The 20892-nt window shown below is 69.8% G+C and carries 19 protein-coding genes, 2 tRNA genes and 1 pseudogene; 14 read left to right on the top strand and 8 right to left on the bottom strand.

The window, feature by feature from the left end; translation table 11 throughout:
• The first annotated feature begins 95 nt into the window (after positions 1 to 95).
• From EXE44_RS10100 to EXE44_RS10115, 4 genes are read left to right on the top strand one after another with little or no spacing between them, the layout of a single operon-like run.
• On the top strand, positions 96 to 1091 hold the full coding sequence (locus tag EXE44_RS10100) for an ABC transporter permease (protein WP_222595379.1): 996 nt from the start codon (positions 96 to 98) through the stop codon (positions 1089 to 1091).
• A complete protein-coding gene (locus tag EXE44_RS10105) occupies positions 1091 to 2077 on the top strand; it encodes an ABC transporter permease (RefSeq protein ID WP_137717034.1) in 987 nt (328 codons plus the stop codon). The genes EXE44_RS10100 and EXE44_RS10105 overlap by 1 nt, the downstream gene beginning before the upstream one ends.
• 1 nt (position 2078) lies before the next feature.
• Positions 2079 to 3200 carry an ABC transporter ATP-binding protein gene (locus EXE44_RS10110; protein ID WP_137717035.1) on the top strand — a complete coding sequence of 374 codons (1122 nt, stop codon included), beginning with the start codon at positions 2079 to 2081 and terminating at the stop codon, positions 3198 to 3200.
• Positions 3197 to 4561, top strand: coding sequence for an ABC transporter ATP-binding protein (locus tag EXE44_RS10115; protein WP_137717036.1), 1365 nt, complete (start codon positions 3197 to 3199; stop codon positions 4559 to 4561). The genes EXE44_RS10110 and EXE44_RS10115 overlap by 4 nt, the downstream gene beginning before the upstream one ends.
• 62 nt (positions 4562 to 4623) lie before the next feature.
• Here the strand turns inward: EXE44_RS10115 and EXE44_RS10120 are convergent, their stop codons facing one another.
• The 3 genes from EXE44_RS10120 to EXE44_RS10130 all read right to left on the bottom strand — a co-directional run bounded on the left by EXE44_RS10120 (position 4624) and on the right by EXE44_RS10130 (position 6858).
• The gene (locus EXE44_RS10120) at positions 4624 to 5121 is read right to left on the bottom strand and encodes a hypothetical protein (protein WP_137717037.1); all 498 of its coding nucleotides are present in this window, start codon (positions 5119 to 5121) and stop codon (positions 4624 to 4626) included.
• Positions 5122 to 5189: 68 nt separating this feature from the next.
• Complete coding sequence (locus tag EXE44_RS10125; protein WP_137717038.1) at positions 5190 to 5567, bottom strand: dihydroneopterin aldolase family protein; 378 nt, start codon at positions 5565 to 5567, stop codon at positions 5190 to 5192.
• A 73-nt stretch (positions 5568 to 5640) separates the two neighbouring features.
• Positions 5641 to 6858 carry an LEA type 2 family protein gene (locus tag EXE44_RS10130; protein WP_137717039.1) on the bottom strand — a complete coding sequence of 406 codons (1218 nt, stop codon included), beginning with the start codon at positions 6856 to 6858 and terminating at the stop codon, positions 5641 to 5643.
• A 109-nt stretch (positions 6859 to 6967) separates the two neighbouring features.
• Here EXE44_RS10130 and EXE44_RS10135 point away from each other — a divergent pair, with 109 nt between their 5' ends.
• From EXE44_RS10135 to EXE44_RS10165, 8 genes are all read left to right on the top strand, one after another.
• The gene (locus tag EXE44_RS10135) at positions 6968 to 8281 is read left to right on the top strand and encodes an amidohydrolase (RefSeq protein WP_137717040.1); all 1314 of its coding nucleotides are present in this window, start codon (positions 6968 to 6970) and stop codon (positions 8279 to 8281) included.
• Between the two features lie 517 nt (positions 8282 to 8798).
• Positions 8799 to 10133 carry a DNA primase gene (locus tag EXE44_RS10140; protein WP_137717041.1) on the top strand — a complete coding sequence of 445 codons (1335 nt, stop codon included), beginning with the start codon at positions 8799 to 8801 and terminating at the stop codon, positions 10131 to 10133.
• Positions 10134 to 10273: 140 nt separating this feature from the next.
• Positions 10274 to 11563, top strand: a complete 1290-nt coding sequence (locus tag EXE44_RS10145; RefSeq protein ID WP_137717042.1) for an adenosylhomocysteinase — start codon at positions 10274 to 10276, stop codon at positions 11561 to 11563.
• A gap of 73 nt (positions 11564 to 11636) precedes the next feature.
• Positions 11637 to 11786, top strand: a complete 150-nt coding sequence (locus tag EXE44_RS20755; protein ID WP_173229244.1) for a hypothetical protein — start codon at positions 11637 to 11639, stop codon at positions 11784 to 11786.
• A 54-nt stretch (positions 11787 to 11840) separates the two neighbouring features.
• Positions 11841 to 12593: an endonuclease NucS gene (nucS, locus tag EXE44_RS10150; protein WP_137717043.1), complete on the top strand. Its 753-nt coding sequence runs from the start codon at positions 11841 to 11843 to the stop codon at positions 12591 to 12593.
• A gap of 129 nt (positions 12594 to 12722) precedes the next feature.
• Positions 12723 to 13253 (top strand): 50S ribosomal protein L16, encoded by a 531-nt coding sequence (locus tag EXE44_RS10155; RefSeq protein ID WP_053770214.1) that lies wholly within the window; start codon positions 12723 to 12725, stop codon positions 13251 to 13253.
• Between the two features lie 138 nt (positions 13254 to 13391).
• The gene (locus EXE44_RS10160; RefSeq protein ID WP_137717051.1) at positions 13392 to 15446 is read left to right on the top strand and encodes a DEAD/DEAH box helicase; all 2055 of its coding nucleotides are present in this window, start codon (positions 13392 to 13394) and stop codon (positions 15444 to 15446) included.
• A 72-nt stretch (positions 15447 to 15518) separates the two neighbouring features.
• Positions 15519 to 15589, top strand: a tRNA-Pro gene (locus EXE44_RS10165).
• A gap of 365 nt (positions 15590 to 15954) precedes the next feature.
• Here EXE44_RS10165 and EXE44_RS10170 read toward each other — a convergent pair.
• Together EXE44_RS10170 and EXE44_RS10175 are read right to left on the bottom strand one after the other, a co-directional pair.
• Positions 15955 to 17130, bottom strand: coding sequence for a DNA cytosine methyltransferase (locus tag EXE44_RS10170; protein ID WP_394348229.1), 1176 nt, complete (start codon positions 17128 to 17130; stop codon positions 15955 to 15957).
• A 122-nt stretch (positions 17131 to 17252) separates the two neighbouring features.
• Entirely contained in the window at positions 17253 to 17867 is a 615-nt protein-coding gene (locus tag EXE44_RS10175) for a carbonic anhydrase (RefSeq protein ID WP_137717044.1), read from the bottom strand.
• Positions 17868 to 18078: 211 nt separating this feature from the next.
• Here EXE44_RS10175 and EXE44_RS10180 point away from each other — a divergent pair.
• Positions 18079 to 18152: transfer RNA gene (locus tag EXE44_RS10180), tRNA-Phe, on the top strand.
• A gap of 200 nt (positions 18153 to 18352) precedes the next feature.
• Here EXE44_RS10180 and EXE44_RS10185 read toward each other — a convergent pair.
• The 3 genes from EXE44_RS10185 to EXE44_RS20760 all read right to left on the bottom strand — a co-directional run bounded on the left by EXE44_RS10185 (position 18353) and on the right by EXE44_RS20760 (position 20496).
• Positions 18353 to 19654 carry a vWA domain-containing protein gene (locus EXE44_RS10185; RefSeq protein WP_137717045.1) on the bottom strand — a complete coding sequence of 434 codons (1302 nt, stop codon included), beginning with the start codon at positions 19652 to 19654 and terminating at the stop codon, positions 18353 to 18355.
• Positions 19655 to 19950: 296 nt separating this feature from the next.
• Positions 19951 to 20238: a zinc ribbon domain-containing protein gene (locus EXE44_RS10190; RefSeq protein WP_137717046.1), complete on the bottom strand. Its 288-nt coding sequence runs from the start codon at positions 20236 to 20238 to the stop codon at positions 19951 to 19953.
• Between the two features lie 87 nt (positions 20239 to 20325).
• The gene (locus EXE44_RS20760) at positions 20326 to 20496 is read right to left on the bottom strand and encodes a hypothetical protein (protein WP_173229256.1); all 171 of its coding nucleotides are present in this window, start codon (positions 20494 to 20496) and stop codon (positions 20326 to 20328) included.
• A gap of 59 nt (positions 20497 to 20555) precedes the next feature.
• Between EXE44_RS20760 and EXE44_RS10195 the strand changes: the two are divergent.
• Positions 20556 to 20892, top strand: a pseudogene (locus EXE44_RS10195) (HAD family hydrolase); the annotation flags it as partial.

Genomic DNA, 20892 nt, shown 5'->3' on the forward strand with positions numbered 1-20892 from the left:
GCCGCCCGCTCGCGGCGCCGAATTGGTGCGTCGGCGGGAGCGAAACGGATAAGCGACAGCAAAAACCGAATCGAAGCAACGAGGAATCCACGACAGTGAGTTTACTTCGGTACACACTCCGGCGGTTCGCACAGGCGATACCCGTACTGATAGGTATCGTGACGATAACCTTTTTCCTGGCAAACCAGATCCCCGGCGACCCGGTCGACATCATGCTCGGCCCGACGCCGGCCCAGGAGCAGGTCGAGGCGATCCGCGCCCAGTACGGCCTCGACCGGCCGATACACGTGCGGTACTTCGCATACCTCAGCAGCGTCGCGACGGGGGATCTCGGCCTCAGTATCTACTACGACCGCCCCGTCCTCGAGATGATCATCCTCCGGCTCCCGGTCACGCTGCTGCTCATGCTGTCCGCGTTCGCGTTCGCCATCGTCACCGCCATCCCGCTCGGCGTGATCTCGGCGAAGCGGCGGAACGAGCCGGCCGACCACGTCTCCCGTATCATCTCGCTGATCGGCGTCTCGACCCCGTCGTTCTGGATCGGGCTGGTGTTGATCATCGTCTTCGCGTTCCACCTCGGGTGGTTCCCCGCGCGGGGGCTCGTCCTCCCGTGGGAGAGCCCGGCGAACGTCCGCGGGGCGGCGACGCAGGTGGAGGTGATACGCCAGTCGGCGCACCACCTCTTCCTGCCGATGATCGGGCTCGGAACGCTTCAGATGGCCCAGATCACCAGGATCGAGCGCTCGTCGATGGTCGACTCGCTCCAAGGCGAGTACGTGAAGCTCGCCCGCGCGTACGGCGTGCCCGAGTCGACGATCGTCCGCAAGCACGCGTTCCAGGTGGCGCAGCTGCCGGTTATCACCATCATCGGGCTCGGGCTCTCGACCGCGCTCGGCGGCGCCGTCCTCACGGAGACCGTCTTCGGGATCCAGGGGATGGGGAGACTGATCATCACGGCGATCCAGAACCAGGACTACCAGCTGATCATGGGGACGACGCTCGTGTTCGGGTTCGTCTACGTGGTCGGCGTGATCATCACGGACATCACGTACAGCTACCTCGACCCGCGGGTCACCTACGGTGACGAGTAATGTCTGTTAACAGCGCGACTTCGGACGACGACACGCCGGACGACGGAGACGAGAGCGGCGGGCCCGAGGAGGTCGAGGCCCGCGTCGGCCTGCGGTACACGCTCAAGCAGGTCAGACAGGACACGACGGCGCGGATCGGGACCTACATCGTCGGGTTCATGACGTTCGTCGCGATCTTCGCCGCGTTCGACTACTACATTCTCGATTACGCGATCGCGGAGGCGGTGCTGTACAATCCCGAGGCCGACCCGGAGAACGTCCAGCGGCTCCTCCCGCCGGTCGGTATGGAGAACCAGTTCGGGCAGGGGATTATCGAACACCCGCTCGGCACCGACCACCGCGGTCGCGACCTGCTCTCCCGGACCATCTACGGGACGCGGATCGCGATGACGGTCGGGTTCCTCGCGACCGCCATCGGCCTCGGCGGCGGCACCGTCATCGGCGCCGTCTCCGGCTACTACGGCGGCTGGGTCGACGACGTGCTCCAGCGCGTCACCGAGACCATCTACGCGATCCCGTTCCTCGTGCTGGTCATCGCGTTCATGACCGCGTTCGGGCGGGACCTCACGTTCGCGATGATCGGCGTCGGGATCACGGCGGTCCCGGTGTTCAACCGGCTCATCCGGTCTCGCGTCGTCTCCATCCGCGAGGAGGACTACGTCGAGGCCGCCCGGGCCGCGGGGGTGAAAGACCGGAACATCATCTTCCGGCACATCATCCCCAACAGCTTCGCGCCGGTGCTGGTCCAGGCGACGCTTCAGGTCGGCGTGAGCATCCTCATCGTCGCCGGCCTCTCGTTCCTCGGCTTCGGCGCGCAGCCGCCGACGCCGTCGTGGGGGCAGATGCTGTCCGCCTCGCGCGGCTACATGCTCCCCGCGCCGACGTTCAGCATCTTCCCCGGCATCGCCATTCTGATCACCGTCATCGGCTTCAACATTCTCGGCGACGGCCTCCAGGACGCCCTCGATCCGCGGATCAACAACTGATATGAGCGAACCACTACTCAGCGTACGCGATCTCAAGACACAGTTCTTCACCGAGGACGGGACGGTCCGCGCCGTCGACGGCATCTCCTTCGACGTCAACGAGGGGGAGATCGTCGGGCTCGTCGGCGAGTCGGGCGCGGGCAAGTCCGTCGCGACCTCCAGTATCCTCCGGCTCGTGGACAGCCCCGGCGAGATCGTCGGTGGCGAGATCGAGTTCAAAGGCGAGACAATCTTCGGCCTCGAAGAGGGCGACGACGGCGAGTTGCGCCCGCGCGACGAGATGCTCACCGAAGAGGAGATGCGGAAGCGGATCCGCGGCCGCGAGATCGCGATCATCTTCCAGGACCCGATGGAGTCGCTGAACCCCGTGTTCACGGTCGGGGGACAGCTCCGGGAGTTCATCGAGATCAACCGCGACCTGGGGGCTCAGGAGGCGAAGGAAGAGGCGATCGACATGCTCAGAGAGGTGGGGATCCCGGCGCCGGAGTCCCGGTACGACGAGTACCCCCACCAGTTCTCCGGCGGGATGCGACAGCGCGTGCTGATCGCGATGGCGCTGGCCTGCCAGCCCGACCTGATCATCGCCGACGAGCCGACGACCGCGCTCGACGTGACGGTCGAAGGCGAGATCCTGGAGATGGTCAAGGAGCTCCAGGAGAAGTACGACACCTCGTTCATCTGGGTCACCCACGACATGAGCGTCGTCGCGGAGATCTGCGACCGGGTGAACGTGATGTACCTCGGCGAGATCATCGAGCAGGCGGAGGTCGACGACCTGTTCTACGACACGAAACACCCGTACACCTCGGCGCTGCTCGACTCGATGCCGCGCCCCGACCGGACGGTCGACGAGCTCAGACCGATCCAGGGGGTGATGCCGGAGGCGATCGATCCGCCCTCCGGCTGTCGGTTCCACTCGCGGTGTCCCGAGGCCAGGGAGGTGTGCCGCGAAGTCCACCCCGAGCCGCGAGACCTGAGCGAGGCGGGCGAGCCGCCCCACACCGCGGCGTGCGTGAAACACGACGCGTTCGAGGTCGGCTACGACGAGAGCCCGGCGATCGAGACGGAGGCCACCGGCGGGTTCTCCGCCGGCCTCACCGAGACCGGGGGTGAGGCGGAATGAGCCGGGTCGGCCCGCCGGAGTCGGACCCCGAGGCGCTGTTACAGGTCCGCGACCTCTGTAAGTACTTCGACAACGAGAGCGGCCTGCTGGCCGGCGTCGAACTCGACGACGAGTTCCCGTACGTCTCGCGGTCGACCTCCGACGTGCGCGCCGTCGACGGCGTGAGCTTCGACATCAAGCAGGGCGAGACCCTCGGGCTCGTCGGCGAGTCCGGGTGCGGGAAGTCGACGCTGGCGCGTACCGTCCTCCGGCTGCTCGAACCGACCAGCGGGAGCGTCTACTTCCAGGGCGAGGACCTCGCCGAGCTGTCCGGCGAGCCGCTGCGGCGGATGCGGAAGGACATGCAGATGATCTTCCAGGACCCGCAGTCCTCGCTCGACCCCCGGATGAAGGTCGGGCCCATCGTCGAGGAGCCGATGAAGGCCCACGACATGCTCGACGAGGAGGGCCGCGAGGCCCGCGCCAAGGAGCTGTTAGAGAAGGTCGGGCTCGACCCGCAACACTACAACCGGTACCCGCACGCGTTCTCCGGCGGGCAGCGCCAGCGCGTGAACCTCGCGCGGGCGCTGTCGGTGAACCCGGACTTCATCGTCTGCGACGAGCCCGTGTCGGCGCTCGACGTGTCGATCCAGGCGCAGGTGCTCAACACGATGGAGGAGCTCCAAGAGGAGTTCGACCTCACGTACCTGTTCATCGCGCACGACCTGAGCGTCATCCGCCACATCTCCGACCGCGTGGCGGTGATGTACCTCGGGAACATCGTCGAGCTGGCCGACAAAGAGGAGCTGTTCGAGAACCCGAAGCACCCGTACACCCGGGCGCTGCTGGACGCCATCCCCGTCCCGGACCCGCGGAGCGGCGGGCGGACGGCGCTTCTCTCCGGCGACGTGCCGTCGCCGATCGACCCGCCCTCCGGCTGCCGGTTCCGGACGCGGTGTCCGGAGGTGATCCAGCCGGACGAGTACGACATGAGCGACGACGCCTGGCGGAACGTCGTGGCGTTCCAGCGGGCGGTCGATCGCCGGGAGTTCGAGGAGACCGACCCCGACGCGCTCCGGTCGCGGTACTTCGGGGACGCGGCGCCGAGCGGCGAGGCCGGCACCCTGCTCGACGAGGCGCTCGGGCACATCGAGCGCGACGAGTTCGACGAGGCCGAGCGGATCCTCGTCGAACGGTTCGCGGACCAAAGCGTCTGCGCGACGACGACGCCGGCCTACGAGGTGCCGTCCGACCTCACCGACGGCCGTCACTACGCCGCGTGTCACCTGCGTCGCGACGAGGCGCTCGCGAGCGACGTGGACGAGGCCGCGGCGGACGCCGCGGCCCGCCGCGGCGCGGAAGCGCCCGAAGCGGACGACTGAGCGCCGTCGGGTTTCGCCGGGCGGTCAGGGAGAGGATTTTTTCGGGAACGTGAGTCGCCGGGCTATCGGATCCGGATCTGCGTGGCGTCCTCGTGGCGCTCGTCGGCGCCCGGGACCGGCACGAACACGGAGACCGTGTGGTCCCCGCGCTCGGCCCGAACTGAGCGGTCGAGCCCGTCGTCGTCGGTGCGGCGGAACCGGCCGTTCCACGTGGCCGTCGCGCGCTTCGTCTCGCCGGCTCGGAGCGACAGCGACGAGCCCTCGCCGCGGACGTAGCGCCGCTCGTCGGTGGCCTCAACGACGCCGTCGACCGCCCACCCCCACAGGCGGCCGGTCGACGTGGGGACCTCGACCGGGACCGGCAGGCGGTTGCGGATCGCGACGGTGATCGCGACCGGCTCGTCGGGCGCGTACTCGGCGGCGTCGGTGCTGACCGTCACCTCGATCGCTCGCCGCGCCACCGACCGCGGCACGACGCGGCCGACGGCCTCGGAGAGGTAGTTCCTCGTCTCGTCGAAGCCGGTTCGGTCCGACTGGCTGTCGTGTCGTCTGTCGACCATGTGCGTCTCTGAAGGCTGGAACCCGGCGATGCCGGCTGCGTTCGGGTCGCGATAGGCGCGTCGCGGTACTAAGCGTTCGGGTCGGCGGCTCCCGGCGACCCGCCGCCGTCGACCACTTCGACCAGTTTCATCAGGGGGTAGCCGTCCTCCATCTCCATCCGGGTGCGGACGGTGACGCCCGCGTACTCGATCCGCATCCGGACGTCCATCAGCGAGCCGGTGAGTTCGGTGTAGCCGTTCTCGTGGTCGATGGCGTCGGCGACGCGGTCGTCGTGGACCGTCACGTCGACGGCCTCGCAGTGCGGCTGGTTCTCGATGGCCTCCGCCATCGCCGCCTCCAGGCTCCGCGTGCTCGACGTGCTGACGGGCGTGCCGGCGAACTGGTGGTACAGCGAGCCGAACTTGATCCCCGCCTCGAAACACGCCTGCTGGGCGTCGGTTGCCATGGCGGAACGCGGCCGCGGGCGGGCAAGAAGGTTCGGACGGCGGACGGGCGCGAGTCGGGACCGCGGACCGCGGCTATCCGCCGGCGCTCAGCGGGAGCAGGCCGTCGTCGTCCCCGGAGCCGTCGTCGCTGGTGTTGTCTCCGCTCGTGTCGTCGCCGGAACCGCCGTCAGTCGTGTCGTCGCCGCTCGTGTCGTCCCCGGAGCCGTCGTCGGTCGTGGTTCCCCCGTCGCCTGAGTCGTCGGAATCGGTCGAGCCCTCGGAGTCGGTCGAGCCGCCGTCACCGGACGTCCCGTCGGCGCTCGTTCCGTTCCCCTGATGGAGCCCCTCGTCGAAGATGTCGGTCTCGACCGTTTCCTCGTACGTCAGCGCGTCCAGCGGGACGGTGAGCTCCTCGCCACCGGGGAGTTCGACCACCGCGTAGAACTCGATCCGGAGGTCGCTCACCTGGTGGCCGTTGACGGACTCGTCGAGGTGGGTGACCCACCACTCGTCGAGGCGCTCGTTGCGGAGCGCGGCCGTGAGTTCGATCGTCTCGGAGCCGTACGAGGGGATGACGTACTCCACCTCGGTCGACCCGGAGCCCATCGCGACGCCGTTCATCGTCACGTCGTAGCCGATCTCGGTGACGACGTACGGTTCGAGGTTGGGGTTGTAGGCGTCGAACTCCATCTCGATCGGCGTCTCGGCCTCGCTCACCGTTCCCCAGCGGCCGCGCGTCTCGTTGACGTAGAGGACCGGGTCGTCCACGAGCGGCGCGTCGGCGTTCACCGGGCGCGTCTCGTCGGACGTGAACGCGCCGATGAGGTCCGTCTCGATCTCGCGGGTTCGGGTGAGGTCCGCGCTCCGGCCGAGGAGGTCGGAGGTGACCGTCGCGTCGATCGCCACCGTCGTCCGCTCGCCGTTCCGGACGTGGCTGGTCCACCACGGCGGGATCGCGTCGTTGTCCAGGTCCGTCTCGAAAGCGATAGAGGAGTTGCCGGCCGCGACGCTGACCCCCTCGCGGCCGCCGCGCGCCATCTCGACGTCGTTCATCGAGACGGTGTAGTTCATCGAGACCCCGTCGAGGCCGACGCCGACCGGGTTCGGGTTCGAGACGACGAGGTCGGTCTCGACGACCGTCGTCTCGTTCGTCACGTCGCCGAAGGAGTTGTTCACGGCGGCGACGCTCGGGACGCCGAGGACGCCGAGCGCGACCGCCCCGCCGACGGCGGCGACGACGACCGCCACGCCGACGAGCGCGACCCGCAGCTTGCTCGCGGTGAGCGCCGAGGCGACGCGGTCCAGAGCCATACCGGCCCGTTTCGATCGGCGGATAAAGGCGTGTCGCTCGGGGGAGGAGGCGTCGCGGAGCGAGGAGTCGAACCGAAGGCGTTTGGTGCGGCGGGCGGAACGGGCGGACATGAACTACCTCCGCGTGCGCGGCGGACGAGTGCTCCGGCCCGACGGCCGAGTCGAGCGGGCGGACGTCGCGGTCGACCGCGACGAGGGAACGGTCCGGGCCGTGGGGTCGCCGGACGAGGTGGACGAGGCGCTCGGCGGGGCGGCCGCCGAGACGCTCGACGCGTCGGGGTCGCTGGTGATGCCGGGGCTCGTCAACGCGCACACCCACGTCGCGATGACGCTGCTCCGCGGGTACGCGGACGACAAGCCGCTCGACCCGTGGCTCCGCGAGGACATCTGGCCGGCGGAGGCCGAGCTGACGCCCGACGACGTCGAGGCGGGCGCCGAGCTGGGCGTCGTAGAGATGATCCGGTCCGGGACGACCGCGTTCGCGGACATGTACTTCGCGATGGACCGCGTCGCCGACGTCGTCGACCGCGCCGGGCTGCGCGCGCGGCTCGGCCACGGCGTCGTGACCGTGGGGAAGGACGACGCGGACGCACGCGCGGACGTCGAGGAGAGCCTCGCGGTCGCGCGCGACCTCGACGGCGCCGCGGACGGGCGGATCCGCACCGCGTTCATGCCGCACTCGCTGACGACGGTCGGCGAGGAGTTCCTCCGCGAGGGGGTCGCCGAGGCCAGGGCGGCGGGGGTCCCCGTCCACCTCCACGCGAACGAGACGACAGACGAGGTCGACCCCATCGTCGACGAGCGCGGCGAGCGACCGATCGCGTACGCCGACGACCTCGACGCGCTCGGCCCGGACGACTTCTTCGCGCACGGCGTCCACGTCGACGGCTCGGAGATCGACCGGCTCGCCGAGGCGGGGACCGCGGTGGTCCACTGCCCGGCGTCGAACATGAAGCTCGCCAGCGGGATGGCGCCGGTCCGGCGCCTGCGCGAGGCGGGCGTGACGGTCGCGCTCGGCACGGACGGGGCGGCCTCGAACAACGACCTCGACGTGTTCGACGAGATGCGCGACGCCGCGATGCTCGGGAAACTGGCCGCGGACGACGCGAGCGCGGTCCCCGCGGCGGCGGTCGTGGAGATGGCGACGGCCGGCGGCGCGGACGCCCTAGGCCTCCCGGGCGGCCGGATCGAGGCGGGGGCGGCGGCCGACCTCGCGGTGGTCGACCTCGACGCCCCGCACCTGACGCCGGTCCACGACCCCGTCTCGCACCTCGCGTACGCGGCCCGCGGGAGCGACGTGCGCCACACCGTCTGCGACGGCGAGGTCCTCATGCGCGACCGCGAGGTGCTGACGCTGGACGCCGATGCGGTCCAGGAGCGCGCCGCGGCCGCCGCGAGCGACCTCGTCGACCGGGTCGAGTAGACCCACGACGGGAGTTTCGGCTGAACGAGACGGTGCGGCGGCGCGTGCCTCCGAGCGGGCGCTAACGGCGGCCGCGAGGAGCGCGTGCGAGGGACGCGGCGAGCGACGCGGCGAGCGACGTGGGTGACCGGAGGGAACCCCGAGCGAGCCGCGAGGCTGGGGAGGAATGAGGCTGCGGTGCGGTCGCGGTCGGGTGGGACTCAAAGGGGCAGTCGCGAGGGCGACGTAGGCGACGCAAGCACCGCAGCGAGCGTACGTCGCCCTCGCGACTGGGGCTTTGGAGGTGTTCACTACGCGGTCAGTTCAGGAGGCGAGTTCATAACTGACGTATCGCGCGCGAGCGGCGACCGACCCGCGTCCGGGTCGAAACGGGGTCCGATCGGGGGCGAAACCGTCGCCGAACCGCCGATCAACCAAAACAAACGGTACAGAGCCGTTAAGCCGGATATAAACCGAATTAAACCGCGTTAAGGGAGTTCGCTCTTTATGTGTGAACAGGGGATGGACCCGAGTGGACATGAGCGAACGCACGACAGCCATCCTACTGATCGCGGTCGTCGCGCTCGGCGCGATGACCGGCGTCGCGGCCGCCGACAGTCACCTCGAAGTGGCCGTCGACAAAGACGCGGACGGGACGTCGACAGTCACGGTGACCGAGAACGACACCGCCGTCGAGAACGCGACGGTGAACGTCACCGTTGTCGACCCCGCGAACGAGTCGTACGCGGGAGCGGGCGAGTACGAGACAGACGAGAACGGAACCGTCGAGCTCGAGGCGCCCCAGGAGGACGTGACGGTCGAAGTCACGGCCGCCGCGGGTAACGACAGCGCCTCGACGACGGTCGAGCTGGAGGCGCCCGACGGCCTCGAACTCGAGGTCGACGACGAGGACGGCGAGCCCGTCGTCACCGTGACGGACAACGACACCGCCGTCGAGAACGCGACCGTGAACGTCACCGTCGCCGACCCCGCGAACGAGTCGTACGCGGGCGCTGGCGACTACGAGACCGACGCGAACGGCACCGTCACTCTCCCCGCCGCGGAGGAGGACGTGACCGTCGAGGTCACCGCCGAGTACGAGAACGACTCGGTCTCCGAGACCGTCGAGCTGGAGGCGCCCGACGACCTCGAACTGGAGGTCGAGGACACCGACGAGGAGCCCGTCGTCACGGTGACGAACGACGACGAGGCGGTCGCGAACGCGACGGTCGTCGTCGCGCTCGCCGACGACGGGGGCGAGAACGCCTCGTACGCGGGCACGGGCGAGTACGAGACGGACGAGGACGGCACCGTCGAACTCCCCGCCGCCGAGGAGAACGTCACGGTCGACGTGACCGCCGAGTACGAGAACGAGACCGTCTCGGAGACGGTCGAGCTGACCGCCGGCGAGGAGGACGAGGACGACGAGGCCGACGCGGGCACGCCGTTCGGCCAGCTGGTCCGCGAGTTCATCCAGGGGCTCAAGGACCGGAACAGCGACATCGGCGGCGCCGTCTCGGACTTCGTGACGGAGAACAACCCCGGTAACGCCCCGGACCACGCCGGCGGCCCCGGCGGCCCGGACGAGGCTGACGACGACGAGGCCGACAACGAGACCGACGCGCCCGGCAACGGCAACGCGCCCGAGGGCGTCGGCAACGGTCAGGGCGGCCCGCCGGACCACGCCGGGAACGGCGACGACGACGCGGACGACGAGGACGGCGCGGACGACGAGGACGCGGAGGAAGACGAGGCCGAGGAGGACGAGGATGACGACGAAGAAGAAGAGGACGACGAAGAGGAAGCGGATGACGACGACGATGACGACGACGACGCCGGCCCCGGTAACGGGAACGGCAACGGCCCGCCGTAACTGACGCGCGGGCGACGCGGTCCCCGAGACGCGAGCGGTTCGGTCCCGTTTCTCTCTTTCTCCTCGTCGACCCCTCGACGAGGACCGTCGACGCGATCGGTGTCGGCAGGGTTTAGTGCGCCGTGAGCGAACCGAGAGGTATGAGCGAGACCGCGTATCCGCCGGTGTCACAGCACCTCTCGGACGTCGATACGGCCCGAGAGGAGGGGCGCCGGAAGATGGACTGGGCGCTCCAGCACATGCCGATCTTGAACGCCCTCCGCGAGGAGTTCGTCGACGAGCAGCCGCTCGACGGCGAGACGATCGCGATGGCGATGCACGTCGAGGCGAAGACGGCGAACCTCGTCGAACTGCTCGCCGAGGGCGGCGCCGAGGTGGCGATCACCGGCTGTAACCCCCTCTCGACGCACGACGACGTGTCGGCCGCGCTCGACGCCCACGAGTCGATCACCTCCTACGCCGTGCGCGGCGTGGACGACGACGAGTACTACGACGCGATGCACGCCTGCATCGCCCACGAGCCGACCATCACCGTCGACGACGGGATGGACATGGTGAAGCTCGTCCACGAGGAGTACCCCGACCTGATCGACTCCATCGTCGGCGGCGCCGAGGAGACGACCACGGGCGTCGACCGCCTGCGCGCGATGGACGCCGACGGCGAGCTCCACTACCCCGTCTTCGCCGTGAACGACACGCCGATGAAGCAGCTGTTCGACAACGTCCACGGCACGGGCGAGTCCTCGCTCGCGACCATCGCGATGACGACGAACCTCTCGTGGGCCGGGAAGAACGTCGTTGTCGGCGGCTACGGCCAGTGCGGGAAGGGCGTCGCCAAGAAGGCCGCCGGGCAGAACGCGAACGTCATCGTCTGCGAGGTCGACCCGCGGAAGGCCCTGGAGGCGCACATGGAGGGGTACGAGGTGCTCCCCATGGCGGAGGCCGCGAAGAAGGGCGACGTGTTCATCACGACGACGGGCAACCGCGACGTGATCACCCGCGAACACTTCGCGGAGATGGACGACGGCGTCCTGCTCGCGAACGCCGGCCACTTCGACGTGGAGGTGAACCTGGAGGACTTAGACGACCTCGCCGTCGACCGCTACGAGGTCCGCGACGGCGTCGAGGGGTTCGAGATGGAGGACGGCCGCGTCCTGAACGTCATCGCGGAGGGGCGGCTCGTCAACCTCGCCGCGCCCATCGCTCTCGGCCACCCGGTCGAGGTGATGGACCAGAGCTTCGGCGTCCAGGCGGTCGTCGTCCGCGAACTGGCCGCCAACGGCGACGCGTACGACGCCGGCGTCCACGACGTGCCCGACGAGCTCGACCGCGAGGTCGCGGACATCAAGCTGGCCGCCGAGGGCGTCGAGTACGACGACCTCACCGACGAGCAGCGCGAGTACATGGGCAGCTGGGAACACGGGACCTGAGACGGCGCGGGACTCCCGGCGGTCGCCCAGCCGCCTTCGACCCGTTTTTGTGCCGCCCGACCGTACCGATCCCATGAACCTGACCGCGGTCTTACACGCCGGATTCGGCGTCTCGGTGCTGGCCGGAATCCTCGTCTCGGACACGACGCTTCGGATCGCCGCCTTCGCGCTCGGCGTCGTCCTCTTCGTCGCCGGCATCGCCGTGTCGCGGCGCGGCGACTGAGAGAGGCGGTCCGGCTCGCGCCCTTTTTCAGCGGCGACCGCCTACGACGCGCCAGTGACAGTCACGAGCGTCCACGACCCGAGCCACCGCGAGGCCCTCTGGGAGCTGGAGGACGCCTTCGGGCGCGGCGACCTCGTCAGCCTCTTCGGCCGCTGTACGGTCACCTACGAGGGGCGCGCGGCCTCGGACCTCGGCGCCGGCGACCGGCTGCTCGTGTTGAAGCCCGACGGTGCCGCCCTGGTCCACACCGACGAGGGCCGCCAGCCGGTCAACTGGCAGCCGCCGGGGTCGGAACACCACGCCGCCGTCCGGGAGGGGCGGCTCCGCGTGCGCTCGACCAGGAGCAACCCGGACGAGACCCTGACGGTCCGCTTCTCCGACGTCCACCAGCTCTCCGCGATGGCCGTCACGGGCGGCCGCGACCTCGACCTCCACGGCAGCGAAGAGGACCTCCGAACCCGGATCTTGGAGCGCCCGGAGCTCGTCGAACCCGGGTTCGAGCCCCGCGAGACCGAGCGCCCCTCCAGCGCCGGCCCGATGGACGTCTTCGGCGTCGACGCCGACGGCACGCCGGTCGTCGTCGAGCTGAAGCGCCGGCGGGTCGGCCCGGACGCCGTGGGACAGCTGGCGCGGTACGTGCGGGCGCTCCGGGAGGAACTCGGAGTCACCGACGAGGGCGAGACCGACGACGACTCCCCCGCGGTCCGCGGCATCCTGGTCGCGCCGTCGGTCACCGACCGGGCCGCGGAGCGGCTCGCGGACCGCGGGTTCGACCACGTCGCGCTCGAACCGACGCCGGAGGAGTGAGCCGAGCGGCGTGCCAACGCGGGACGCGATCGGGCCGAACGGCGGGCGCTCAGGGCCGCGAGGCCGACGAGGACGCCTCGCTATCGAAGGGTTTATCGCCGCAGCGAGGGCTACATCGGACAAGTAGCCATGTCTGACAAACCCGCCTCCATGTATCGGACGATCGACAAGCCGTCGTACACCCGCCGCGAGTACATCACGGGCATCCCCGGCTCGAAGATCGCCCAGCACAACATGGGCGACCTCTCCGCGGAGCCGGACGACTACCCCGTCCAGATCAGCCTCCGCGTCGAGGAGGAGCTTCAGGTCCGACACGGCTCGCTCGAGAGCGCGCGCCTGTCGGCGAACCGCCACCTGATCAAGGAGCTCGGCGAGGGCAACTACAAGATGACCCTCCGCAAGTTCCCCCACCAGGTCATCCGGGAGAACAAGCAGGCGACCGGCGCCGGCGCGGACCGCGTCTCCGACGGCATGCGCCAGGCGTTCGGGAAGCCGGTCGGCACCGCCGCGCGGCTCGACAAGGACGACGTGATCTTCACCGCGTACTGCGACGTCGACCAGGCGCCCGTCGTGAAGGAGGCGTTCCGCCGCGCGTACAACAAGCTCTCCCCGCCGTGCCGGATCACGGTCGACCGCGGCGAGAAGCTGCTCGTCTCGTAACGACCGCCGACCGCCCCGTCCGTGAGGCGGGTTCTTCTCCACGCGTTCGCGTGACGTAGCCGCGGCGCCGCGCGCAGCCGCCGGCCGTCACGCGGCGAGCCGAACTCCTGAAATACCTCGCTCGCGTACCGCATGGCAGTGTCACAGCAGTTGGCCGAGGTCGAGACGCTGTTCCTCCACGAGTCGCGGAGCGACTACACCGTGGTCGCGAACCGCGACGGCAAGCGCGTGCTCCGGGGGCGGCTCGAACTCAAGGAGACCTCCGCGGGCCCCCGCCCGGGGAAGTTCCGAGTGATCCGCGACGGGGAGGACCACCCCCGCCAGCCGGACGAGTTCGTCGACCTCGCGCGGGCGGCCGGCCGGATCCGCATCTCCGAGCAGACGACGCCCGAGAACCGGGCGCGGCTGAAGGAGATGCTGGACGGCTACCAGCTTGAGGCGACGGCGGTCCGGACCTGCCGGCGCTGCGCGAGCGACGGGCGGTACGGACCGATCACGAGCGAGGACGCGATCGAACACAACGGCGAGCTGATCTGCCGGGACTGCGCCCGCCGGGAGCTAGAGCGGGAGCTGTCGTACAAAGGCGAGTTCACCGGCGCGGCCGAGGAGCGCTTAGAGGAGCTGCTGTACGAGTCGGGCGACTTAGACCGGATCGTGAGCCTCCTCCAGGGCGGGCTCGACCCCGACCTCACGAAGTACGACGAGGTCTCCGCGAACGTCGACGACATCTCGCCGGTGCGGACCGAGGACTTGGACCTCCATCCGGATCTTTCCGCGCACCTCCAGGGCCGGTTCGAGGAGCTGCTTCCGGTCCAGAGCCTCTCGGTGCGGAACGGGCTCTTGGACGGCGACGACCAGCTGGTCGTGAGCGCGACCGCGACGGGGAAGACCCTCGTCGGCGAGCTGACCGGGATCGACCGCGCGCTGAAGGGCGACGGGAAGCTGCTCTTCCTCGTGCCGCTCGTCGCGCTCGCGAACCAGAAGCACGAGGACTTCGAGGACCGCTACGGCGACCTCCTCGACGTGTCGATCCGCGTCGGGTCCTCGCGGGTGAACGACGACGGCAACCGCTTCGACCCGAACGCGGACGTTATCGTCGGCACCTACGAGGGGATCGACCACGCGCTCCGAACGGGGAAGGACCTCGGCGACGTGGGCACGGTCGTCATCGACGAGGTCCACACGCTGAAGGAGGGCGAGCGCGGCCACCGCCTCGACGGGCTCATCTCGCGGCTGAAGTACTACAGCGAAGAGCGGATGCGGACGCATTCGGGGTACGACGGCACGCAGTTCGTCTACCTCTCGGCGACCGTCGGGAACCCCGAGTGGCTCGCGGAGAAGCTCCGGGCGACGCTGATCGAGTACGAGGAGCGTCCCGTTCCCATCGAGCGCCACGTCACGTTCGCGGACGGCCGCGAGAAAGCGCAGATCGCCGACAAACTCGTGAAACGCGAGTTCGACACGAAATCGTCGAAGGGGTACCGCGGGCAGACGATCATCTTCACGAACTCGCGGCGGCGCTGCCACGAGATCAGCCGGAAGCTGCGGTACGACTCCGCGCCGTACCACGCCGGCCTCGACTACGGGCGCCGGAAGAAGGTCGAGCGCCAGTTCGGGAACCAGGACCTCTCCGCGGTCGTCACCACCGCGGCGCTGGCGGCCGGGGTCGACTTCCCCGCCTCGCAGGTGATCTTCGACTCGCTGGCGATGGGGATCGAGTGGCTCTCGGTCCAGGAGTTCTCGCAGATGCTCGGGCGCGCCGGGCGCCCGGACTACCACGACCGCGGCCGCGTCTACCTCCTCGTCGAGCCCGACGGCGTCTACCACGGCTCGATGGACCGCACCGAGGACGAGGTGGCGTTCACCCTCCTGAAAGGCGAGATGGAGGACGTGGCGACCCACTACGACGAGACCGCCGCGGCCGAGGAGACGCTCGCGAACGTCGTCGTCGCCGGCAAGAAGGCCAAGCGCCTCAACGACCGCATGATCGGCGAGGTCCCCACCAAGCACGCGCTCGGGAAGCTGCTGGAGTGGAACTTCATCGACGGCTTCGAGCCGACGCCGCTCGGCCGCGGCGTCACGAGGCACTTCCTCGCGCCCGACGAGGCGTTCTTCATCCTCGACGCGGTCCGGAAGGGGACCGACCCCTACGACATCGTGGCCGACCTCGAACTGCGCGACGACGAGGAGTGAGGGCGGCCGCGGTCGACCGCGGCGCGGAGCGCAACGAAACCCTTTAGCGGCTCTTCGGGGTAGTACGGGTGAGGGACCGTAGGTTAGTGGTATACTCCGAGCCTTGGGTGCTCGTGACCCCGGTTCGAATCCGGGCGGTCCCACTTCTACTGCGAACAGTCCGTGAGCAGTGGCTATGACAGAGAGACGCCGGCGCGTGCCTGCGAGCGGCCGGAGCGAACGCGGAGGCCGCGAGACAGCACGCGCGAGGGAGTCAGTCGCCGGAGCGAAGCGGAGGCGACTGACGAGGCTGGGGGGGTGAGAGGTGCGGTCGCGGTGCTGTGGGGTGGGACCCAAAGGGGCAGCCGGGAGGACGAAGCACGGCGCAGTAAGCACCGCAGGGAGCGAGTGTAACGAGCGACCGAGGAGCGCAACGAGCCGCGCGAGTCGTCCCGGCTGGGGCTTTGACGGTGGTCACCGTGGAGGTAGCAGCGACCTAAATCGAAGCTCTGTGACCCTGAAAACCGTCTCACGCCAGATCAGTCAACGACTGCTGCTCGTACACGTCGGGGTCGGCGGGGGGCGCGTCGCGGACCTCGGGGTAGTACTCCAGCAGCTGCGTCGCCAGTTCCTCGCCGAGCCGGACCGGGACCGCGTTGCCGATCTGCTTCATCACGTCGGTCTTCGTCCCCTCGAAGGCGAACTCGTCGGGGAACGTCTGGAGCCGCGCCATCTCGCGGGGGGTGAGGTAGCGGTCCTCGGTCGGGTGAATGAAGACGTTCGTGCTCACCGTCAGCGACGGCTCGTCGGGGTCGAGCCGCCGGAGGTACGTCCCGTAGCGCTTGACGATCTCCGGCTCGTGGGGACAGGTGTCGGTGTCCTCGCAGTCGCAGCGGTACTTCTTCGTCTTCAGGCGGTCGGGGAGGTCGCGGTAGTAGCCGCCCGGGGGGACGTGGCGGATGCGTTCGAGCGTCTTCTCCCCGGTGTCCGCGTACGTCATGTTCGGGAGGTCGTCGGTCGCGTCGGCGAGCGCCTCGCCCGCGGTGCGCCAGTGGCCCTCGGGCGTCGTCGGCTCGGGGAAGCGGATCGGCACGTCGCGGTCGGTGCCGATGAAGAAGATCCGGCGGCGCTTCTGGGGGACGCCGTACTGCTCGGCCTCCAGCACCCGGTACTCGCACTTGTAGCCGTGGGCCGCGAACTCCTCGACGATGAGGTCCTTCACGTACCGGTCGTCGCTGGTCTGGCGGTTGATCAGGTCGCGGACGTTCTCCATCAACACCAGCTGCGGTTCGAGGACGGAGACGACCCGGAGGAACTCCTCGAAGAGGGTGTTCCGGCGGTCCTTCTCCATCTCGTCGAGCTCGATCTGCTCGTTGTTGAGCCGGCTGAAGCCCTGACACGGCGGGCCGCCGATCACCACGTCGACGCCGTCGGGGTCGTAGCCGGCGCCGGCGACGGCCTCGCGGATCGCCGGGGCGTCGAGTTCGCGGACGTCGCCGTCGAGGAACTCGGTGTCGTCGAAGTTGCGGCGGTACGTCTCCGCGGCCGGCTCCCACTGGTCGCTCCCGAGGGCGACGTCGAAGCCGGCCCGCTCGAAGCCCAGGTCGAGGCCGCCGCAGCCGGAGAAGAAGCCGGCGACGACCGGCGCGTCGGCGTCGTCGCTCGCGGCGTCCGATCCGGAGCCGGCGTCGCCGTCAGCGCCCACCGACACCACCTCGTCGGAGCGCGGGCGCGCGTGCTCGGTCCATTCGTGACGGGATTCGCCGCGGGCGCATAAAAACGTCACACCTCGGACGAGGGGACGCGGAGCCTCCCGGAGTCCGGCGGTCAGGCCCGTCGCTCGCTGATCGCTTCGGCGATCCGCTCGTCGGGGCGGCGGAGCTCGCCGGACTCGACCTCGTAGACGTAGCCGGAGACGGTCGTGTCGTCCGGGATGAACTCGGACTCGCGGAGGTACTCGACCTGCGCGGCGCAGGCCGCGTCGATGTCGTCGGTCATCTTCACCCAGTCGAGGAGGTCGGCGTCGCCGACGTTCAGCTCCGGGAGGGAGGGGTCGAGGTCGGCGTCGTCGAGGTCGCCGGCCTGCGCTTCGAGCCCCTCGCGGATCGCCTCGTCGGGCGCGCTCATCATCCCGCAGTCGGTGTGGTTGATCACGATGATCTCGTCGGTGTCGAAGAAGTTCGTCGTGAGCGCGGCCGAACGGATCACGTCGTCGGTCACCTTGCCGCCGGCGTTGCGGAAGACCTGCGCGTCGCCGAGGTCGATGCCGAGCGCCTCCTCGATGGGGATGCGCTCGTCCATACAGGCGACGACGAGGAGGTTCTCGTCGGTCGGAATTCCCTTGCGGCGGCGGCGCGCCCAGTCGTCGCGCGCGTCGACCGCGGCGTCAAGCGCCTCGTGGTGAGCGTCGTGGTCGTGGCCGTCGTGGTCGTGCGAGGTCATCGATCGATCGAAGGGGCGCGAACAAGGGGGCGATTGCGGAAACCACGATCCGCGCCGTCGCCCCGGATCGGCGGCGATATCGTCCGACGCCTGAGACGCGAAGCGGACCCGGACCGGGCCCGACCCGTCCGAGGGACGCGCGACCGGGAGCCGATCGGGGCGCCGCCTTTCGAAATCCTTTTGTCTCGAATCGGCGTTGGTCCGAGTGCGAGCCGCCTTAGCTCAGACTGGGAGAGCACTCGACTGAAGATCGAGCTGTCCCCCGTTCAAATCGGGGAGGCGGCATATTCTGAACCCGCGAGCGACAGCGAGCGGGTGAAGAAACGACGCCGAGCCGATTCGAGCAGACGAGTCGCGAGCCCGAGCGGAGCGAGGGCGAGCGTCTCGGTGAGTTCAAATCGGGGAGGCGGCATGGCTTCTTTACACGAATCGCATTCGAGAGTTCCGACTGAATATCGGGCTGTCACGCGACGGTGCCGACCGGCTTAGCGGCGACCGCGAGAAGACTGCCCGCCGCGAGAAGACTGCCCGCCGCGAGAAGACCGTCCGCCGCCCGGGAAGCGCTCCAGCGCCTCGGTCGCGGCCGCCTCGGTACAGTAGAACGCCACGAAGCTGATCGCGAACTTCTCGCCGTTGGCGGTGCCGACGGTGACGCTCCCGTCGGTCGCTTGGAGGGACTGGACCTCCAGCTCCCGGCCGCTCTTGACCAGGGCGTAGAGGTCGCAGTACTCCGTCTCGAAGGTAGCGCTCATCGGCTCGAACGCCTCGCCCGCCTTGCTCGTGAAGGACCCGGCGGCGTACGCGACGTCGTCGGCGGATCCCGATTCCAGGACGAAGTCGGCCGCGACACACTCGCCGGTGTCGGGGTCGGTCTCGACGCAGGCGAACTCGTACTTCGCGAGCCGGCCGTCGGCGGTACAGTCGGCACACTCCGTACAGACCTCGCTGATGAGCGATTCCAGCTCCGCGCCCAGGTTCGACGCCTCCCGGACGGCGACGAAGTCGTCGGGGGTGCTGGCGATCTCGTCTCGGAGGTAGTCGTCGAAGCCGGCGACGTTCTCGCCGATGCCGACGGCGATAATGCGGCGTCCGGCGGCCGTGATCGCGGTCGCGGTGGCGGCGGTCTCGTCCAGCTCGCCGGGTTCGCCGGCGACCCCGTTCTCGCCGCCGCTCGATCCGCCCGCGTACGCGAACGTGCCGTAGGGGAACGTCGTGTCGTCGGCCGGCGGCGAGGCGCCGTCGCCGACGACCCCGTTCTCGTAGTTCGGCCCGCCGTCGGTGATCAGGACGACGATCTCTTTCCCGCCGCGGCCCTCCTGGTCGAGGATCGCGTTCGAGAAGTCCAGCGCGCCGGGCATGTGGGTCGCGTTCTCTTGCGGCGGGGCGCTCGCGGGCACGCCGCCCCGGACGGCCGAGACGTTGCTCGCGGTCGCGGGGGCGAGGAGGGTCCCCGGACCGTACGCGAACGCTGCGGGCGCGTCGCCGAACGTGACGAGACCCAGCTGAACGTCGTCCGGCACGACGCCGAGGAAGCTGTCCACGCCGCTCTGGATGTCGCCCCAGGTGCCGGCGGACCGTATCGAGCCCGAGTAGTCGAGCGCGACGACGACGTCGACCTCGCCGCCGCAGGTCTCGATCAGGTGGTCGTCCGCGGCGGCGGACCCGGTGACGAACGGCAGACCGACTCCGCCGATCGCGAGCGCGCCGACCGCGCCCGTCGTGCGGAGGACGCTGCGTCGCGAGATCGGGGCGGTTCGGGTCGGTTCAATTGTGGTTTCGGGTGTCATGATGGGTGCGTACCGGGTCCCGAATGCGTGATCGGGGCGAACCGCGAGATCGGGCGAAATATCGAGTCACAGGCGCGTAGCGGTCGATCTCGGTCGCACCGCGGCCGGGAGCCAGGTAGTCGCAGACGCGTACGTCCCGTGATGTCGTAAGTATGGTTCGCCGACCCGCTTCGCCCGTCCGCTGCCGGTCCGGTCGCGAAACAGCGACACCCGAGCCCGGTAGGAGGGTACTACCGGGTCACCGCCGGCGCGGTCGACGCGTTCCGGACGGCGCCGGGACGGCGACGAGAGCGGAGTTACGCCCCGGGACCGAGCGGCGCCGCGCACTCGCGACAGAACGCGAACGACGCGTCGTTCTCGGCGCCGCACTGCGGACAGGTCGACCGCGACGCGGCCTCGGGGTCGGGCGGCTCGCGGTCGTACTCCGGGTCCTTGGTGTACCGGTCGAGTTCCCCCTCGCGTCGCTTGCGGCGGCGCTCGCGCCCCTCGCGGAAGATCCGGACGAGGGCGCGGACGCCGACGGCGAGCGCGACGAGCAGCAGCGCGCCGGCCGCGACGAGGTAGACCGTCCCGACGTCGAGCATGGGACGGCTACGGACCGGAGACGTAGATATTGTGGGGTGTCACCACGGCGCGTGGCGAGCACCGATCCGGGCGGCTTCGACCGGGGCTCACTCGTCGCCCACGAAGACGGTCGCGAGCCGGGCGCCGCAGTCCGGGCAGTCCAGCGTCTGCCACGTCTCGGGGTCGAGGTCGCCGAACGGTTCGGAGCGGCGGGCGTCCGCGGCGGCGACGCGCGCGCCGCACGTCTCGCAGTCGTACGTGTCCTCGGAGTCGGCCATCGTCGGGGGTACGGGCCGGTCGCCGAAACCGACTTCGCCGCGCGGCGCCACCTCCGCCCATGAGCCGGTTCGCGGCGGTCGCGTTCGACCTCGACGACACGCTGTGCCGCCACGACCACGACGTGGACGCGCTCTACCGACGGGCGTTCGAGCGGGCGGGCGTCGAGCCGTTCGGGGAGCCGTCGGAGCTGTGGCCCCTCCTCGACGGGCCGCCGGACCCCGACGACCGGGTCGGATACCTCGGCGCGGGGTTCGCGCGGCTGGCGGCCCAGCACGGCCGGGACGTTGACCCCGTCGCGCTCGCCGCGGCGTTCGAGGCGGTCGCGGACGAGTCGCGGGTCGCGTACCTGCCGGGCGTCGCCGCCGCGGACGCCCGCCGCTCCGAACCGTTCGGCG

This window comes from Halorubrum sp. SS7, assembly GCF_005435055.1.
In the GTDB taxonomy this organism is placed as follows: Archaea; Halobacteriota; Halobacteria; order Halobacteriales; family Haloferacaceae; genus Halorubrum; species Halorubrum salinarum.

What these genes read in the sequence shown, in the direction of transcription:
- EXE44_RS10140 (WP_137717041.1), top strand. Translation starts at nt 8,799, where the DNA reads ATGAGCGAACGCACGACAGCCATCCTACTGATCGCGGTCGTCGCGCTC.
- EXE44_RS10110 (WP_137717035.1), top strand. Translation starts at nt 2,079, where the DNA reads ATGAGCGAACCACTACTCAGCGTACGCGATCTCAAGACACAGTTCTTC.
- EXE44_RS10115 (WP_137717036.1), top strand. Translation starts at nt 3,197, where the DNA reads ATGAGCCGGGTCGGCCCGCCGGAGTCGGACCCCGAGGCGCTGTTACAG.
- EXE44_RS10105 (WP_137717034.1), top strand. Translation starts at nt 1,091, where the DNA reads ATGTCTGTTAACAGCGCGACTTCGGACGACGACACGCCGGACGACGGA.
- EXE44_RS10120 (WP_137717037.1), bottom strand. Translation starts at nt 5,121, where the DNA reads ATGGTCGACAGACGACACGACAGCCAGTCGGACCGAACCGGCTTCGAC.
- EXE44_RS10125 (WP_137717038.1), bottom strand. Translation starts at nt 5,567, where the DNA reads ATGGCAACCGACGCCCAGCAGGCGTGTTTCGAGGCGGGGATCAAGTTC.
- EXE44_RS20755 (WP_173229244.1), top strand. Translation starts at nt 11,637, where the DNA reads ATGAACCTGACCGCGGTCTTACACGCCGGATTCGGCGTCTCGGTGCTG.
- EXE44_RS10185 (WP_137717045.1), bottom strand. Translation starts at nt 19,654, where the DNA reads ATGACACCCGAAACCACAATTGAACCGACCCGAACCGCCCCGATCTCG.
- EXE44_RS10130 (WP_137717039.1), bottom strand. Translation starts at nt 6,858, where the DNA reads ATGGCTCTGGACCGCGTCGCCTCGGCGCTCACCGCGAGCAAGCTGCGG.
- EXE44_RS10175 (WP_137717044.1), bottom strand. Translation starts at nt 17,867, where the DNA reads ATGACCTCGCACGACCACGACGGCCACGACCACGACGCTCACCACGAG.
- EXE44_RS10145 (WP_137717042.1), top strand. Translation starts at nt 10,274, where the DNA reads ATGAGCGAGACCGCGTATCCGCCGGTGTCACAGCACCTCTCGGACGTC.
- EXE44_RS10190 (WP_137717046.1), bottom strand. Translation starts at nt 20,238, where the DNA reads ATGCTCGACGTCGGGACGGTCTACCTCGTCGCGGCCGGCGCGCTGCTG.
- EXE44_RS10155 (WP_053770214.1), top strand. Translation starts at nt 12,723, where the DNA reads ATGTCTGACAAACCCGCCTCCATGTATCGGACGATCGACAAGCCGTCG.
- EXE44_RS20760 (WP_173229256.1), bottom strand. Translation starts at nt 20,496, where the DNA reads ATGGCCGACTCCGAGGACACGTACGACTGCGAGACGTGCGGCGCGCGC.
- EXE44_RS10135 (WP_137717040.1), top strand. Translation starts at nt 6,968, where the DNA reads ATGAACTACCTCCGCGTGCGCGGCGGACGAGTGCTCCGGCCCGACGGC.